Here is a 14,923-nt window from a genome sequence, read left to right as displayed (position 1 = left end):
GTGCATTGATTTTCAATGGCTACTATAGATTCCCGACCCGCTACTCCGCCGTCGCCTCGCGGATTTCGACCACGTCGCGTCCGTCTTGAACGTCGTGCCGCCGTAGTGCGTTCGGGAGGCCTCGTAGCCAGTGTCCCGAAGTTTCTCGATGAACTCGTCCATGGCTTCCGCGCCGCGCCCCCAGCGCTTGCAGAGGCGGTGCTGGTCGTAGTGGGTTGGCGTGTCGATCTCCTCGCTGAGCGTCGCCAGCAGTTCTCTCGCTTCGTCGGCGGTGCCCATCTCCTCGGTCACCTGTTCGGACACGGCGTCGGCGAACGCCGGTTCGCAGGTCCGACCGAGCCAGATGGGGCCGGCCGTCTGGAGGTGCTTGTCACAGACCGGACAGTCCTCGGGCGGGTCGGCGATGAGGCCGTAGTCGTGGTCGCGCCAGAGGCAGTGCTGGCAGTGGTGGACGTAGCCGAGTTCGTCGATGCAGTCGTTGGCGACCTTCGCGCCGTGGTCGAACTCCAGGTAGGTCCGGGCGTAGTGTTTCGTCGCGTGGCTGAGAATCGGCCTGGCGGCGATGTCGTAGCGGGCGGCCGTCCGGACCATCGCCGACAGGAGGACGCGCATCCCCATCTCGGCGTGGAACTCGGTGTTGCGCGGGACCGCGCCGTAGGACCGAACGCCGCTCTCGAAGTGTGCGCCACACAGCGGGGCGGTGTCGGTGGCCGTCACACAGAGGAGGTGTTTGGTGCCCTGTACCGCCGCGTCGGCGAAGGGAATCGGCGTGCCGAAGGGGTCGACGTCGACCACGTCGAACGCCTCCGAGTGCATGAGCACGTTCGCGTCCGACCGACGGACCGAGGCGGCAAGGTCGTTGCGTTCGAGATTCTGCTCGCACAGCGCCGTCGCGTCGTCGTCGATGTCACACAGCGTCGTCTCCCAGTCGTTGGCCGCCGCGCGGACGCCCCGGATGCCGCTCGCGGCGGTGGCGTCCAGGTACGTCGACACGCGGGGGGTTCGCTCTCGGTAGGCCCGCAGCGCCGCCACGGTGATGTCGCGGTTCAGCTCCTGGACGGGGTTGAAGAACACGTCCGCGCCCTTCCCCGCATCAGGCTGTTCCGGCACCGTGACCGTCACCCGGCCCTCACTGACGCGCATACTCCCCGGTCCGTGCGTGCGCCGTTAAGTCGTTCGAAGGCTCTCCGCTCACGCCGCTTCGGCGGCCGTCCGCTCCTGTGGCAGCCGAACGGTCACTGTCGTTCCGTCGTTCGTGTCGAAGTCGAGGTCTCCCCCAAGCGTCGTCGCGGTCCAGCGGACGAGCCAGAGGCCGATGCCGCTGCCGTGGTTCAGGTCCGTTTCGCGGCCCCGCTCCAGCACGCCGAGTTCGTGTTCTGGAACGCCAGGGCCGTTGTCGCTGACGGTCAGCACGACATCGTCGCCATCGACCTTCGCACCGACGGTGACGACGGCGTCCGGAACGTGCTGGAGAGCGTTCTCGACGAGATTGGTAAGCAGGATTTCCAGCAGGGCGGGCTGGGTCGTCAGCCGGAGGTCGTCGGGTATCTCAACCGTGACCGAGCCACCGTATTCCTCGCGGGCAGACTCGACGACTCCGGTGGCGAGGTCGGCAAGTGCGACGGATTCCAGGCCCGCGTCGCCAGCACCCGCTTCGGCGAGCGTTCGAGCCTTCTGGCCGGAGTCGACTAAACGACTGACCGACCGCTCGATGGTCGCCGCGTGGTCGGACTGCTCGCCGTCGAGTTCGTCAGCGAGCAGTTCCGCCCGGGCCTGGATGACGACGCTCTCGTTGCGGACGTTGTGTCTGAGAAAGCGGTTGAGCACTTCGAGGCGGCGCTCGCGGCGGATCTCGTCTGTGATGTCCTGAAAGACGACTGTGTATCCCAGTTGCGTCCCCGCCTCGTCCCGGAGCGCCGTCTGCCGGACCTTGAACTCCCGGTGTCGACCACCGGCCTCGATGGACGCCCGCGAACTCCCGCCGTCTGTCGCGATGTCGTCACCCGCTAGAAAGCTGTTCAGTGGCTCTGTCAGGCCTTCGCGCTTATCCACGCCCAGCATCCGCTCGGCGGCGGGGTTGAGGTTCACGACCCGTCCCTGTTCGTCGACGATGGCGACCGGCGTGGCGATGTCGTGGATGGCCGCCCGCTCGCCGGCCCGCCGGGTCGCCGGGTGGAACTCGAACATGTCGCTCCGGACGAACGCGTACAGGTCAAGGGCGATGTGGGGCAGGAACAGGAGCGTCGTCAGATTCACCGCCGGAACCGGTCCGACGCCGCCGGCCCACAGCAACACCCCGGCGCCGGGCGGTATCGGGCTCAGGCCGACCGCGAGCGCCTCGCGCCGGTACAGCGGGCCGTAGCTGACGACCGTATCGAACACCAGCAGGGTCCCGAAACTGACGAACAGCATCGCGACGATGATCGTGAGCAGCCCCACCGGCAAGACGGCGTAGTCGGCTCCCGCGCTACCGGCGGTCGGCACGACCCGGAATCCCTGCCAGACCACGGTGTGGAGCGGGTTCGTGACGACGAGCGCCGTTCCGGCGAGCGGCAGCACCGCTACGGCCCGGTACCAGCCGCTTTCGAGGACGTTCGTCCGACCGGTGTATCCCAGCGCAAAGGAGAGGAAACAGAAGCCGATCCAGATGATACCCAGCCAGGACACCATCTCCAGGGCAAGGCGCAGTGTCGGGTCGAACACCAGCAGCGCCGCGCCGTAGCTGAAACACCAGCCCGTCTGCGTGACGATGGTCGCGACGAACCACCGCGCGCCGGGCTTGTCCCAGTGCGCTCGGAGCTGGGCCAGCAGATACAGCGACCCGAATCCCGAGGCAAACGAGCCCAGCGCCAGCCACGGGAGGTCGAGGTTCATGCCGGAAGAAACCCGTATTCCGTGTTTATTCTTCCGGGCACAGTACAAGCACTGATAACTCCCTGCTGCGGCTGCGAGCCAGCCGGGACGTGGCTGCTGAAGCCGACGCCGTTTTGTCACCCCTTTCCGTAGCATGGATGTGACCGGAGTCGAGGAGTGGGTGGCCGACCTCGAAGCCGCCGGGGAGCTGACCCCCGACGCAGTGTCGGCTATCGTCGACGTCCACGGCGACCGCGGCCACCAGGCCATCGAGGCTGTCGGCGAGAGCCGCGTCAAGCAGTACCGCGATTTCACCGTCGTCGTGGGCCACGACGACGAGTACATCGTCGAGGACGGCGGCTGTACCTGCGCCGACAGCGAGTACAATCTCGATGCGGACGACCCCGACCAGCTCTGCTGGCACGCCATCGCCGTCCGCGTCGCCGAGGCTATCGACGCCGTCGACGAGCACGATATGTGGTACTCTGAGGTCCGGGAGTTCCTATAGTACCTTTTTACTTCGTCGCCCTTCCTCGCGGCGCGTAGCGCCGCTGCGGGAGGGCTCCTCGCAAAAATCTACGCTAAAAACGACCTTCTCGCTCCCGCTGGTCACGAGAAGTGAAACCGCGCTCCGTCGGCGCGCGGTATGCTATGCGGTACGGCTTCCTCACCGCTCTGCTACTGCTACCGCTCTGCTCCGTTCCTGCTACCGCACCATTCCGTTACCGCTCCACCGGCCGCCCAGCGCCGTACGTAATCCGCCCTTCCAGCGAGAACCGAAGGACGGACCGGGTACCGAGGTCGAGGGACCGGAGCGTGTCGGCCCGCTCGTGGTTGCCCAGGTCCACGTCGACGCGGTCGCTCAGCGGCGCGGCCCCCAGTTTCCCCTGGAACTCGATTGGCGTCCGTTCAAGCTGGCCCTCCCGGACCGCGTAGCTCTCGACCGTTTCCCGACGCTCCCATGTCCGGGGCCAGTCGATGCCGACTGTTGCGACACGGTTCCCGTCCTCGACGACCGTCGTCTCGCGGCGGGTCGCGTCGTCGCGGTGGGTGATGTCCGCGACCGTCTTCGGGTAGCCCCAGATTTCGTCGCCGAGGGCGCGTGCGGGCTCGGTCGTCACCGGGAGCGACCAGACGTAACCGCCGACATTGCGCGTCAGCAGTGGAAGCAACGGCGGCCGCCGCCCGTCTGGCGTTGCGCTAATCAGCACCGCGAACTCGTCGTAGGGGGCCATCGCGTCGTCGCCGATGCGGTGGTACTCGACACAGAGGAGCACGACTGCGGCCTGCCGGGCCGTTACTCGAACCGGTGTCAGTCCATCGGGCAGCAGCGACTCGGCAACGTCGTATCGCGCCGGGAGCACCGCGCCGGCAACCGTCGCCTCGGTGACCAGCGGCAGCGTCACTTCGTGGCCGGTCGAGAGCCGAACCCGGTCGCCGTCGGACAGGTGTATCATAACCACCGCCCCAGAAACGAACTCGCTCGACCGAACCCGCGATGAATCGGATCCTGCAGTCGCGCCGGGAGCCAGTGGGTCCACCGGACGAACGTGGCGAACTTTCCGACGGGGTAGCGGGCCTTCGGCGGGTCGTCGGTCGCTGCGGCGAGTACCGTCGCCGCGACGGCTTCTGGCGTTGTCGCCAGCGGTCCACCGGTGAGCACCCAGCCGGTTTCGAGCGCGTCGTACGTCCGGTCGTAGGTCGGCGTCCGATCTTCGTCGTTCAGGCTTCCCAGCGCGCTGTCGGCGAAGCCGGTGTCTACCCACGCCGGTTCGACGAGCGAGACGTGGATATCGTCCTCGCCGGCGATCTCTATCCGGAGCGCGTCGGTCAGCGACTCGACGGCGGCCTTGCCGGCCGAATACGCGCCCAGGCCCGGCGACGCGGTGTGACCCAGCACGCTGGATACCGTGATGATGCGCCCGCCGTGTTCGCGCATCTCGGGGAGCACTGCCTGTGCGAGTCGGTGTGGGCCGTGGACCAGCACGTCGAACTGCTCGCGAACGTCGTCGCTGGCTATGTCTTCGACCGGCCCAGCCACTCCGTAACCGGCGTTGTTCACCAGACAGTCGAGTCGGCCTGTCTCCTCGATGACCTGGTCGACGACGGCTTCGATCTGTGCCTCGTCAGTCACGTCGAGTTCGAGACAGCGACAGCGCTCGCGGATGTCCGCAGGGAACTCCGCTCGAATGTCCGTCGCGTAGACGGTCCAGCCGTCGTCGGCGAACGCCCGCGCCGTCGCCGCTCCGATACCCGACGCTGCACCAGTGAGCAGGACGACAGAATCTCCTGTAGACATACGAACGAATCCCGAGCCCAGAACTCAGTGGTCGAGGCAGTAGTCGACGAAGTTCCGGAGGATGCGCAGCCCCGTCTCGCCCGATTTCTCCGGGTGGAACTGCGTTCCGAAGACGTTGCCGGCGTCGTTGGCGACAATCGAGGCGAAGTCTGCCCCATAGTCCGTCGTCGCCACCGTCGCGTTCTCGTCGTCGGGAATGGCGTAGTAGGAGTGGACGAAGTAGGCGTGTTCGCCGTCGACGCCCTCGACGAGCGGGTGGTCCCGCGTCACGTCGAGTTCGTTCCAGCCCATGTGTGGCACGGTCTGGTCGCGGCTGAACCGGACGTTCTTTCCGGGAATGAGGTCCAGTCCCTCGGCGTCGCCCTGCCCCTCGTGGTCGGCCTCCTCGCTCGTCGTCAGGAGCATCTGCATCCCGAGGCAGATTCCGAACAGGGGCTTGCCGGCCTCGGCCTGTTCGACCAGTGCCTCGCGGAACGGCCCGGCGTTGTCCATCCCTTCGGAGAACGCTCCGACGCCGGGCAGGACGATGCCGTCGGCCGCGTCGAACTCCGCCGGGTCCTCCGAAAGGGAGACCTCTGCGCCGGCGCGTTCGAGCCCGCGCGTGACGCTCCGGAGGTTCCCCAGTCCGTAATCGACGACGACCACGTCCGCGGTCGTCTGTCTGACACTCATACGGGATCGTAGGCGAACAGGGGCTAAGTGACTTCCTGTTCGAACAAACCTTCGGCACGACCACTGTCCGGCGGGAGGTGTCGCTTACAGTCGGACACCCGGACCTGATAAGGATATCAACTATGAAAATAGACCGGCCCAGTTTTATTGACCTACCGCATACGGCCGTTGATGGTTGATCCTACAGACGTTCTGTACGTCGACGGTAACGTTCTCATCGCTGAGTTTCCCGAAGAGATGGAGATGACAGACGAGACATTCGCGAAAGTCAATGAACGGTTCGAGGAACTCGCCTCACAGCCGGCGGTCGATACGCATATCTCGAACCTCCAGATGGAGGCGTCACTGAACGACGACGTATTCACGCGAGCACAGGAGGCCGCCGAGGCGGGCAAGGAGTTCGGTATCACGGACTGGGTCATCGTCTCCGAGGGAATCAAGAAGATGGCGCTCAAGAGCCGGGTCGGCGAGATTCCTGGTGTCGACATTTCGCTGGTCGACACGAAGGCAGAGGCGATGGACATCGCAGCGAAGTAGCGGTTCCGGGCCGCACTACCCGACTATTTTAAAACTCGCCGAGCCGCGACTGTCCGCTCTGGGCGTCGGTGAACTCCGCGGCAGTCGTTATCGCGGCCTCAAACGTCTCCTTCTGGCTGGGGTCGTACAGCGTCGCCGCCGGGTGGACGGAGACGAGCACGCGGCGTGGCTGGCCGGCGATAGCCACGTCGAACACGTCGCCCGCTTCGCCGGTGACGGCGACGTCACGCTCCAGCAGGTGCTCAGCCGGCACTTTCCCGAGCGTGACGACGACCTCGGGGTCGACGCGGTCGATCTCCGTCTCCAGATAGTCGCGGCAGTTCGCGAGTTCACCCGTTCGCGGGTCGCGGTTGTCCGGCGGGCGACAGCGCACACAGTTGGTGATGCGCACGTCGCCGCGGTCGAGGCCGGCCTCGCGCAACGCCTCGTCGAGCACGTCGCCGCTCCGCCCGACGAACGGCTCGCCCTGTTCGTCCTCGTTCGCGCCGGGGGCCTCCCCGACGAACAGCAGGTCCGCGTCCGCGGGGCCGACGCCGTTGACGATTCGCGAGCGCGAGCGGCAGAGGTCGTCACAGCGCTCACAGCCGACGACGTTGAGGCCGTCCATCTGCTCCATGTCCCGTCGTTTGCGCCGGGGGCTCTCAAACGCAGCGGTCCGCCGTCGGGCTTCCGGTCGGAATCCGGTTCCGCTAGCTTCAGCGAAAACAACTGTCCAGATCTGGCAGCGATTACCGCTTTACACCCGTCGCTTCGATCTGCACCGCCGCGTCGTTCGGCAGGTGTGCCACGCCGACGACAGTCCGTGACGGTCGCTGTCCGTCGAAAAACGCCGCGTACGCTTGCTTGACCGCTGGTAGGTGGTCCATCTCCGTGAGGTACACCGTCGTCCGCATCAGGTCACGCGGTTCGAGACCGGATTCGGCAGCCATGGCACGAATTTGGTCGAGCACGGCGAGCGTCTGTTCCTGAACGTCGCCGCTGCGAGCCGTTTCCGCGTCGGGGAACTGGCCGTCGAAGAACACGAGTTGGCTGTCCTGCTGGCGCGTGCCGTAGACGCTGTGTTCTGTCGGCTGGTCGCCTTCGTACCGGGTCACGCTACTGTTGATGTTCGTTTGCTCGTTCGTTTCTGCGGGCTCTACAGCATTCCTCGTCTGCGTTCTGCTTTCTGCCATTGTATCTCTACAAACACAGTGCCGGACAATCAGACTATGTTTAGCTATTGCTAAATACAACCTACGATAGGATATTGCTACCGCCTATGTCGTTCAAACCTCCATCTCTAACTTAGTAATAGCTAATGAGTCGTTGGGGTATCTGAAGGACGTGAATTCGGGCCGTCCATTGTACCGATGGGCAATACAATACCGCATCCGGTCGGTCGCTCCCGCTGTGTGAGTCACTCCATTTCGACCAGTCCCCGCGCCGCCAGTCGGGCGACACGGAGCGGTTCAGGACGGCCGCCCTCCGGCGTGAACGCGCAGACGACATCCGCGGCGGCGCTGTCGTCGAGGCCGACGCTCCGGACGTACACCGTCTCGTCGTTCACCGACACCGGTCGGCGCTCCGGCTGGGCACGGTAGGTCGCCAGCCGGTCCTGCACGACATCGGAGTCGTCGAAGGCCTCGCGGATGGCCCCTTCGAGTCCCGGCGAGGACTCGAAGGTGACCGAGACGACCGGCAGGTCGGTGTGGTCGTGAATCTGTTCGAGGTCGAGTACGTTGAACCACGCCGGCGCGATACCCGCCACTAGCAGGTAACGAACGTCCTCGCGGTCCAGTCTGTCGACCATCGCACACACCGTCTCAGTCGCGTCGCTCCCACCGACTGTGGCAGTACTGAAAACAAAGCCGTCAGCCACTCGACTGGCGCGAACGACGGCACCAGCGAACTGACTGGTTTCAGCCCGATACGACTCCGCCACGCCGAGGGCCCGTGCCCCTGATTTCACGTGTTCTGGTTGTCTTTGATGTCTTCCAGTCTATCGAGTAGTTCGTCGTTCGACGCGGTGAACTCGTACTCGATGTCGCCCTCGTGGGCGTTTTCTTCAGCATCGAGGCCGTCCTCGTCCTCGAAGTCTGTGTCGTACTCCTGATTGTCTTGTTCCGATTCGTCGTAGCTCCCGAACCCCATGGTACGTGTACAACTATGACGTTCTTAGTAAAAAATCACTCGGCGACACTATCGTGTTTGATAACCGATATTTTCTCGGCACTGTGAGCCGAAATACCCTATTCCGGTCGGGTTGCCGGCGGACAGTACACTCAAGCGGGCCGCGCCACAGGCTTGGTGTATGGACGTTCACAACGTCACCGCCGAGGCCGAGACGTTCACCTGCAACGCCTATCTCGCGACTGGCGAGCAGACGACGCTGGTCGATTCCGGCGCGATGCGCGGCGTCGTCGATGTCGTCCGCGAGCACGTCGATGCGCTCGACGCCGTCGTGTTGACCCACCAGCACGGCGACCACGTCCAGCAGCTCGACGCCGTCCTCGACGCCTTCGACGCGCCGTTGTACGCCTACAGCTCCCACCCGCGCCGGGACCACGAACTCGCTGACGGCGACACGCTCACGGTCGGTGACGAGGACTGTGAGGTCGTGTACACGCCGGGCCACGCCGACGACCACGTCTCGCTCGTCTCCGAGTCGTCCCTGTTCTCCGGCGACGTGGTCGTCCACGACGACGGCGCGTTCGAGGGCGGCTCCTTCGGCCGCACCGACCGCCCCGGCCAGTCCCGCGAGCGCCTCATCGAGAGCATCGAGCGCATTCTCGACCGAATGCCGGCAGGCGTCGAACACATGTACTCGGGTCACGGCGGCGTCTTCCACGGCGACGTCCGCGAGGTCGTCGAACGCGCCCTCGACCGGGCGCAACGCCGCGAGCCGAAGTATCCCGACGAGTGACCGCTCGAAACCGGCGCAACGCTCTAGTGATAGGGCCGATATTCGACTCCATGAACCAGCGACTTCTGACGGGGACGGCCCTGGCGCTCTCCGGCGTCGTGCTGGCCGCTATGCAGGCCCTCCATGCGTTCCAGCAAACCCGGATTCCGGTGGCAATTGCAGTCGATGCGCTCCCCTTTGTGGCGATGGGACTGGCGATAGTGTACGCGGGCGTCTGGCTCGTCCGTGACACGACGTTCGAGGGGGCCACGTCCCGGGTGGCCGCGTGGGCCGCCGGCGGGACCGTGGCGTTTGCCGCCATCGCGGCGCTCCTGTTGTTCAGCCAGCGCGTGACCTCCGGGTCACTCGCCCGAGCGTCGTACCTGACGGTGGACCTCGTCACCGTCGGCGCGCTGGCGGGCGTTCTGGTCGGGCTGTACGCGCCCGGAGCCGCAGTCGGCTCCGCGAACTGGCGGCCGAGCGCGACCGTATCGAGGCCTTCGCCGGGAAGGCGGCCGACGTGAACAACTACGGACGCGCCATCGCCAGCGCCCCCAGCGTCGACGGCGTCGCCGCCTTCGTCGTCGAGGCCTTCGGGACGATGACCGGCATGGAGGAGACGGCCGTCATCCGGCTCAAGGACGGCAATGCAGTGGTGCTCGCGAACACGATTCGAACCGTGCCGGTCGACGTTGTCGGCTCGCTCGCACAGGAAGTCCGGACACAGCAACAGGGTGAGATCACTGTTCACGACCGGCCGTTCTCCGTCGACATCCCCGAGTCAGTCACCGACTGCGTGTCGGCGGTGGTTTTGGACGACGAGGGCACGGCGACGGTCGTTCTCTCAGTCACGACGGACGAGACGACTGTCGGGGAAGAAGATCAAAAGCTGCTGGAACTCATCGTCTCACACGCGTCGGTTCGCATGGCGACGCTCGACCGGCAATCAGCGGACAGAGAACCCACTGAGAAGTAGTTGATTGGCGACGAACCGCCACCGGATGCCGGCGGCAACTGACCCGAAAATCAGGCGCTGCGGGTCTCTTTCGCCTTCGGACGCAGGTTGCCGTAGCCGCACTTCCGGCACTGCTGTGCGCGCTGTGGGTTCCGAGCGTTACACCGCATGCAGATCTGCTTGTTGAGGAGTCGGTCGGACGCAGTCTCGAAGCTAGCCATGCGCGTCTCTTTCCGGTGCGCGCGTTTAAGCTTTGAGTTTCGGTACGGGGAGCGGTGACCGTTCGAGCACGGGAATCGGACTCCGGACGTCGCCGGCTTTAGATGCCCGAACGGCGAAGCCAGGGTATGTACAATCAGGTCGCAGACCTGCCAGTTACCGTCGAGAACTGTGCGTTCGAGCGCCGAGAGCGGGCGACCTCCAGCGGGTTCGACCGGGTCACCACTGTTGTCCACCTCTCCGGTGCGGGTGAGACCGGAAGCGGCGAGGACGTGACGTACACGGCCGAGGCCCACGACGCGCTGCAGGACAGCGATACGTTGCAGGGTTCGGACTCCCCGCTGGCCGGCGAGTACACCGTCGACTCGTTTTCCGCGGCGCTGGAAGCGGCCGACCTGTGGCCCGCCCCTCCCGACCAGGAGCGCTTTCGCCACTACCGGCGCTGGGGGTTCGAGAGCGCGGCGCTAGACCTGGCGCTGAAACAGGCCGACACGGATCTCGGGACGGTGCTCGGCCGGCAGTACGACCCGGTGAACTTCGTCGTCTCGACGCGGCTCTCGAACGCCGACGACGACACGCCGCCGACGGCTGACAGACTGGCGATGCTGTGTGAGCGTTACGGCGACCTTTCGTTCAAACTAGACCCCACGCCGTCCTGGAGCGATGCCCTCGTCGACGCACTGACGGACTACGATGTTCGCGTGTTGGACCTGAAAGGGCTGTACGAGGGGACGGACGTCGACGTAGGGGCTGACCCCGAGTTCTACCGCCGCGTCGTCGCCGGCCTCCCCGACGCGCTGGTTGAGGACCCAGACCTGACCGACGCAACTCGGCCGGTTTTCGACGGCGAAGAAGCGCGCGTCACCTGGGACGTGCCTATCACCGGCGTCGAGAGCATCGAGGCGCTGCCGTTCGACCCGGCGTGGCTCAACATGAAACCGTCCCGTTGCGGGACCGTCGAGTCGGTGCTTGCGACCATCGACTACTGTGAGCAACACGGCATCGACCTGTACGGCGGCGGGCAGTTCGAACTCGGCGTCGGCCGCGACCACATCCAGGCGCTGGCGTCGCTGTGCTATCCTGACGGGCCGAACGACGTCGCGCCCGGCGGCTACAACGACCCCGACCCGGACGCGGAGCTGCCGACGAGTCCGCTTGCGCCACCCGACGCGCCGGTCGGCATCGGAACCGGGTTCTGGTAAACGCCCTTAGAAATGAAGCCGAAGCTACATTGTTGTCTGGAGGCTAACTATTGTCATGCGGTGCCAAGCCTGCGGAGAACGCATCGAAGATGTACTGGAGGCACACGCACGACGGGCCTGTCCACACTGTGATGCGCCGCTCCTCGATAAGCCAGCAACGCCCAAATGACTACTCCTCGGCGAGGTAGTCGTCCTGTACGTCGATGACGTCGCTCGAATCCTCGCAGTTCGCGTACCGCTCTAGCGGTTCCTCGTTCAGTTCAAGGAAGGTGTGGCCCCAGGAGAACGTCGAGAGGATTCGCTCGGCGTGGTCGCGCTCCCCGAGAATGGCGAGCGCACCGGCGAACGCTTCGACGGTATTTAGCTGGAACGCGGTCCCGTAGTTGACCGGATTGCCGGCGACGAGAAACGGGAGCGAGCGGTGCACCCCTTCGAGGTCGAACGCCTCCCGTTCGGCGGTCTCCCAGGAGCAGTCGAGCGCGACCAGTCGGCTGTGTCGAGCGCCGTCGCCGGCGGTCGGCCGGTCCGCTGGAGACAGCGCCTGCTCGGCGAAGGGGTTGAGCACGATGCCGGGCGGCGTCGACCGCGTCGCGCGGTGGAGTTCGGCCTCGTCCATCCGGGCCAGCTTCCGCGCGCTACATTTGTCGGGGTCGTCGTCACCCTCGTACCGGACGTGCAGTTCCACACGAGCGCTACTACGGTGGCGAATAAAAGCGACTCGTTCGGTGACACTGTGCAAACACTGTTATAGCCGGGCTTGGTTGTACAACGTGTGCTTTCAGAGGGGACGACGGCACCACTGTTCGAACTACCGGCGCTCGTCGATGACGACTGCCAGCGAGTCGGACTAGCCGACTATCTCGGCGAGGATGTGGTCATCCTCGCGTTCTATCCGGCGGATTTCAATCCAGCCTGTGACGAGACGTCCTGTGATCTGGACGAACTCGACCTCTTTACGATGCAGAAGGACGTAACTATCCTCGGTATCGGCCCGGATTCGGTGTACAGCCACCGGGCCTTTGCCGACCGCTACGACCTGAACATCCCGCTGCTGTCCGACACCGACCACGATGTCGCCCGCGAGTACGGGCTCGACTTCGTGGACGACATCGGCCAGCAGCTCATCGAGCGCGCTGTCGTCGTCATCGACCACGACGGCGACGTGCAGTACGCCTGGAGTACCGACGACCTTCAGGAACTCCCCCGTGTCGGGGAGATCAAGGACGCTATCGCCGACACCGGCGGCGACGACACCGCGTTCGCCCGCTACCGCGTCGGCTACGCCCACTACACGGAGGGCCGGCGCGCGTTCACCTCGGCGATGGAGGCCTTCCGCGAGTCGGAGTGGATGGTCGCACAGGGCGACTTCCAGCAGGCACGCGACGAGTTCGCAGACGCCGAAGGCCACTTCGACACCGCGGTCCGGTTCGTCGACGACGAGTCCCTGAAACCGATCTACGAGGACGCAAAGACAAAGGCGAACTCGCTGTGGCAGGCCAGCGACTGGCTCACCCAGGCCGCCCGCGCCTACTCTAGCGGGAACGGAGCCGAGGGCCAGCAACTCCGGGACGACGCGGAGCGCCCGCTCGAAACCGCCCGTGGCTACGAGGAACCGCCCGACCCCGACGATCCGTGGCCACCAGCTCTGGAGACGCTGGAAAAGGAGGAGGACGACGACCGGCCGGCGTTCCTCACACAGGACGAGACCGCTGTGGACACCTCGCTCGACGTGGATATCGACGCGGAAGTCGAACGGACAGACAGCGAACTGTCGGAGACAGCATCGTCGGCTACCGAGTCGGCGCTGGATTCGATGCCATCACCCGAAGCCGCCGATGCGGCCGACGAAATGCGAGACGCAGCCGACGGACCGGCGGCAGAACCAGCTGAGGAGACGACACCAGCGGGGACAGCTGACCAGTCGACGAATCCGCCGCCTTCGACCGACGAACCGACTGCACCCGTAGACCAACCGTCAGCGTCGGAATCTGCGGCAACGTCGGCCGACGACGCGCCGCCGGAGTCAGTGTCGGTACCCGACGGAGAGGGTGATATATCGGACGTCGATGACGCTGATATCGAGGAGATACAGGCCGAACTGGCCGCCAGCGAAGCCGAGACCGAGCCGACGGACCCGCTGGAAGAGACTCCAACCGCGATGGTCGAAGAGCCGCCCGACACGGTCGGCAGCGCGGCCGACGAATCCTCGGCACAGGACGCACCGGACGACGACGCCTCGACACAGGACGCACCGGACGGCGAGCAGTCGACTGCCGACGCGTCGCCTGATGCCGCCACCGACTCCGAGACGGCGACTGACGACGCAGTCGAACTAGATCTGGCCGACCCGATGGCCGACGACGACACGGGAGCAGCGGTCGACCCCGAGCCGGACGACGGTTCGGGACCGGAAACAGACGGCGAGCCATCTGACACGGAGAGCGATAGAGACACCCCTGAGGAACCCGAATCAGGCCCGTGACGCGACCCGATCTCCGTCAGCGTACACGGGCCTACTACGACGCCATCGACGGCGACGACTACGACCAGTTGGCCTCGCTGCTCGCCCCGTCGTTCGTCCACGACCGCCCCGATCAGACTATCGAAGGCCGGGACCGGTTCGTACAGTTCATGCGTGAAGAGCGGCCCCAGACAGACACCACGCATCCGCTGGACGGCCTCTACTGTCGCCCGGACAGCGTAGCGGAGCCGGCCGACGGCGACGACACGGCGACGGCGGAAGTCGTCGCCCGCGGCCGCCTGCTCGATACCGACGGCGAGTGCATCGTCGGTTTCGTCGACGTGTTCACGTTCGCCGGGGACGATATCGAGCGCATCGAGACGTACACGCGCTGAGGCTTGACTGCTTTCGGATTTGCTGTGTCACTGTCTCGGCAGCGACAGCCGGACGCCGTAAGCCGACCCGTCGGTTTCGGTCCCGACGAACGTGTCCAGGGACCACGGTGTCTCCCGAACCGCGGCGCGGAACTGCGACGGCGTGACCAGCAGCAGGTCGGTCCACGGGCCGGCCAGCCTGTCGTACTCGATGCGGAAGGTGCGGTAGGCGACACCGGGCTGGGCGAGGTGGGCTGCGCCAGTCTCCGGGTCTGCCCGGTCGAGCGTGTCCACGTCGGCGACGAGACGGCCACCGGGCCGTGTCACCGCCGCCAGTTCGCTGAGCGTCGCCCGGAGGTCGGCCAGCGAACTGCCGAGGCCGAGTTGTTTGCCCAGGGCAACGACAGTATCGAACCCATTGCCCGGCGGCCGCCGGAGGTCGCCGACCACTGCATCCGTGACGCCGCGCT

General features: G+C 65.6%; 16 protein-coding genes and 3 pseudogenes. 7 read left to right on the top strand and 12 right to left on the bottom strand.

Annotated features, from left to right (window positions below; all coding sequences use genetic code 11):
• Positions 1-40: 40 nt before the first annotated feature.
• Together GJ630_RS17600 and GJ630_RS17595 are read right to left on the bottom strand one after the other, a co-directional pair.
• A pseudogene (locus GJ630_RS17600) lies at positions 41-1,143 on the bottom strand (tRNA (guanine(26)-N(2))-dimethyltransferase).
• Between the two features lie 48 nt (positions 1,144-1,191).
• Positions 1,192-2,874 (bottom strand): histidine kinase N-terminal 7TM domain-containing protein, encoded by a 1,683-nt coding sequence (locus GJ630_RS17595; protein WP_191450551.1) that lies wholly within the window; start codon positions 2,872-2,874, stop codon positions 1,192-1,194.
• Between the two features lie 133 nt (positions 2,875-3,007).
• Between GJ630_RS17595 and GJ630_RS17590 the strand changes: the two genes are divergently transcribed.
• Positions 3,008-3,361 carry a hypothetical protein gene (locus tag GJ630_RS17590; protein WP_014039100.1) on the top strand — a complete coding sequence of 118 codons (354 nt, stop codon included), beginning with the start codon at positions 3,008-3,010 and terminating at the stop codon, positions 3,359-3,361.
• Positions 3,362-3,575: 214 nt separating this feature from the next.
• Here the strand turns inward: GJ630_RS17590 and GJ630_RS17585 are convergent, their stop codons facing one another.
• From GJ630_RS17585 to hisH, 3 genes are read right to left on the bottom strand one after another with little or no spacing between them, the layout of a single operon-like run.
• Complete coding sequence (locus GJ630_RS17585) at positions 3,576-4,310, bottom strand: acetoacetate decarboxylase family protein (RefSeq protein ID WP_191450549.1); 735 nt, start codon at positions 4,308-4,310, stop codon at positions 3,576-3,578.
• The gene (locus GJ630_RS17580; protein WP_191450547.1) at positions 4,307-5,152 is read right to left on the bottom strand and encodes an SDR family oxidoreductase; all 846 of its coding nucleotides are present in this window, start codon (positions 5,150-5,152) and stop codon (positions 4,307-4,309) included. The genes GJ630_RS17585 and GJ630_RS17580 overlap by 4 nt, the downstream gene beginning before the upstream one ends.
• A gap of 24 nt (positions 5,153-5,176) precedes the next feature.
• A complete protein-coding gene (gene hisH / locus GJ630_RS17575) occupies positions 5,177-5,824 on the bottom strand; it encodes an imidazole glycerol phosphate synthase subunit HisH (RefSeq protein ID WP_191450544.1) in 648 nt (215 codons plus the stop codon).
• A gap of 171 nt (positions 5,825-5,995) precedes the next feature.
• On the opposite strand from hisH, the gene GJ630_RS17570 reads away from it, so the two are divergent.
• Positions 5,996-6,361 (top strand): hypothetical protein, encoded by a 366-nt coding sequence (locus GJ630_RS17570; RefSeq protein WP_014039103.1) that lies wholly within the window; start codon positions 5,996-5,998, stop codon positions 6,359-6,361.
• A 28-nt stretch (positions 6,362-6,389) separates the two neighbouring features.
• Here GJ630_RS17570 and GJ630_RS17565 read toward each other — a convergent pair whose 3' ends face one another.
• The 4 genes from GJ630_RS17565 to GJ630_RS17550 form a co-directional block, all read right to left on the bottom strand.
• Complete coding sequence (locus GJ630_RS17565) at positions 6,390-6,977, bottom strand: uracil-DNA glycosylase family protein (RefSeq protein WP_050037332.1); 588 nt, start codon at positions 6,975-6,977, stop codon at positions 6,390-6,392.
• A gap of 112 nt (positions 6,978-7,089) precedes the next feature.
• Positions 7,090-7,533 (bottom strand): RidA family protein, encoded by a 444-nt coding sequence (locus GJ630_RS17560; RefSeq protein ID WP_080510004.1) that lies wholly within the window; start codon positions 7,531-7,533, stop codon positions 7,090-7,092.
• Between the two features lie 224 nt (positions 7,534-7,757).
• Positions 7,758-8,309 (bottom strand): DUF99 family protein, encoded by a 552-nt coding sequence (locus tag GJ630_RS17555; RefSeq protein WP_129755841.1) that lies wholly within the window; start codon positions 8,307-8,309, stop codon positions 7,758-7,760.
• On the bottom strand, positions 8,306-8,491 hold the full coding sequence (locus tag GJ630_RS17550; RefSeq protein WP_004515979.1) for a DUF5786 family protein: 186 nt from the start codon (positions 8,489-8,491) through the stop codon (positions 8,306-8,308). The genes GJ630_RS17555 and GJ630_RS17550 overlap by 4 nt, the downstream gene beginning before the upstream one ends.
• Before the next feature lie 160 nt (positions 8,492-8,651).
• On the opposite strand from GJ630_RS17550, the gene GJ630_RS17545 reads away from it, so the two are divergent.
• Entirely contained in the window at positions 8,652-9,263 is a 612-nt protein-coding gene (locus GJ630_RS17545) for an MBL fold metallo-hydrolase (protein WP_050037333.1), read from the top strand.
• Between the two features lie 50 nt (positions 9,264-9,313).
• Positions 9,314-10,218 (top strand): annotated as a pseudogene (locus GJ630_RS20660) (hypothetical protein).
• Positions 10,219-10,268: 50 nt separating this feature from the next.
• Here the strand turns inward: GJ630_RS20660 and GJ630_RS17535 are convergent.
• Complete coding sequence (locus GJ630_RS17535; RefSeq protein ID WP_004960523.1) at positions 10,269-10,418, bottom strand: 50S ribosomal protein L40e; 150 nt, start codon at positions 10,416-10,418, stop codon at positions 10,269-10,271.
• A gap of 126 nt (positions 10,419-10,544) precedes the next feature.
• Here GJ630_RS17535 and GJ630_RS17530 point away from each other — a divergent pair, with 126 nt between their 5' ends.
• A complete protein-coding gene (locus tag GJ630_RS17530; protein WP_191450542.1) occupies positions 10,545-11,618 on the top strand; it encodes a hypothetical protein in 1,074 nt (357 codons plus the stop codon).
• A 169-nt stretch (positions 11,619-11,787) separates the two neighbouring features.
• Here GJ630_RS17530 and GJ630_RS17525 read toward each other — a convergent pair whose 3' ends face one another.
• Positions 11,788-12,303: a DUF367 family protein gene (locus GJ630_RS17525; RefSeq protein ID WP_014039110.1), complete on the bottom strand. Its 516-nt coding sequence runs from the start codon at positions 12,301-12,303 to the stop codon at positions 11,788-11,790.
• Between the two features lie 87 nt (positions 12,304-12,390).
• On the opposite strand from GJ630_RS17525, the gene GJ630_RS17520 reads away from it, so the two are divergent.
• Positions 12,391-14,100, top strand: coding sequence for a redoxin domain-containing protein (locus GJ630_RS17520; RefSeq protein WP_371727850.1), 1,710 nt, complete (start codon positions 12,391-12,393; stop codon positions 14,098-14,100).
• Positions 14,097-14,474, top strand: a complete 378-nt coding sequence (locus GJ630_RS17515) for a nuclear transport factor 2 family protein (RefSeq protein ID WP_014039112.1) — start codon at positions 14,097-14,099, stop codon at positions 14,472-14,474. Before GJ630_RS17520 ends, GJ630_RS17515 begins: the two co-directional genes overlap by 4 nt.
• 27 nt (positions 14,475-14,501) lie before the next feature.
• Here the strand turns inward: GJ630_RS17515 and GJ630_RS17510 are convergent.
• Positions 14,502-14,923, bottom strand: a pseudogene (locus GJ630_RS17510) (class I SAM-dependent methyltransferase); the annotation flags it as partial.

The organism is Haloarcula sp. CBA1122, assembly GCF_009741785.1.
GTDB lineage: Archaea > Halobacteriota > Halobacteria > Halobacteriales > Haloarculaceae > Haloarcula > Haloarcula hispanica.
Note: the sequence above shows the minus strand (reverse complement) of the source record. Positions and strands in the feature narration are given on the sequence as shown.

Coding starts and splice junctions, on each gene's coding strand:
- GJ630_RS17595 (WP_191450551.1), bottom strand. CDS start 2,874: ATGAACCTCGACCTCCCGTGGCTGGCGCTGGGCTCGTTTGCCTCGGGA.
- GJ630_RS17590 (WP_014039100.1), top strand. CDS start 3,008: ATGGATGTGACCGGAGTCGAGGAGTGGGTGGCCGACCTCGAAGCCGCC.
- GJ630_RS17585 (WP_191450549.1), bottom strand. CDS start 4,310: ATGATACACCTGTCCGACGGCGACCGGGTTCGGCTCTCGACCGGCCAC.
- GJ630_RS17580 (WP_191450547.1), bottom strand. CDS start 5,152: ATGTCTACAGGAGATTCTGTCGTCCTGCTCACTGGTGCAGCGTCGGGT.
- hisH (WP_191450544.1), bottom strand. CDS start 5,824: ATGAGTGTCAGACAGACGACCGCGGACGTGGTCGTCGTCGATTACGGA.
- GJ630_RS17570 (WP_014039103.1), top strand. CDS start 5,996: ATGGTTGATCCTACAGACGTTCTGTACGTCGACGGTAACGTTCTCATC.
- GJ630_RS17565 (WP_050037332.1), bottom strand. CDS start 6,977: ATGGAGCAGATGGACGGCCTCAACGTCGTCGGCTGTGAGCGCTGTGAC.
- GJ630_RS17560 (WP_080510004.1), bottom strand. CDS start 7,533: ATGGCAGAAAGCAGAACGCAGACGAGGAATGCTGTAGAGCCCGCAGAA.
- GJ630_RS17550 (WP_004515979.1), bottom strand. CDS start 8,491: ATGGGGTTCGGGAGCTACGACGAATCGGAACAAGACAATCAGGAGTAC.
- GJ630_RS17545 (WP_050037333.1), top strand. CDS start 8,652: ATGGACGTTCACAACGTCACCGCCGAGGCCGAGACGTTCACCTGCAAC.
- GJ630_RS17535 (WP_004960523.1), bottom strand. CDS start 10,418: ATGGCTAGCTTCGAGACTGCGTCCGACCGACTCCTCAACAAGCAGATC.
- GJ630_RS17530 (WP_191450542.1), top strand. CDS start 10,545: ATGTACAATCAGGTCGCAGACCTGCCAGTTACCGTCGAGAACTGTGCG.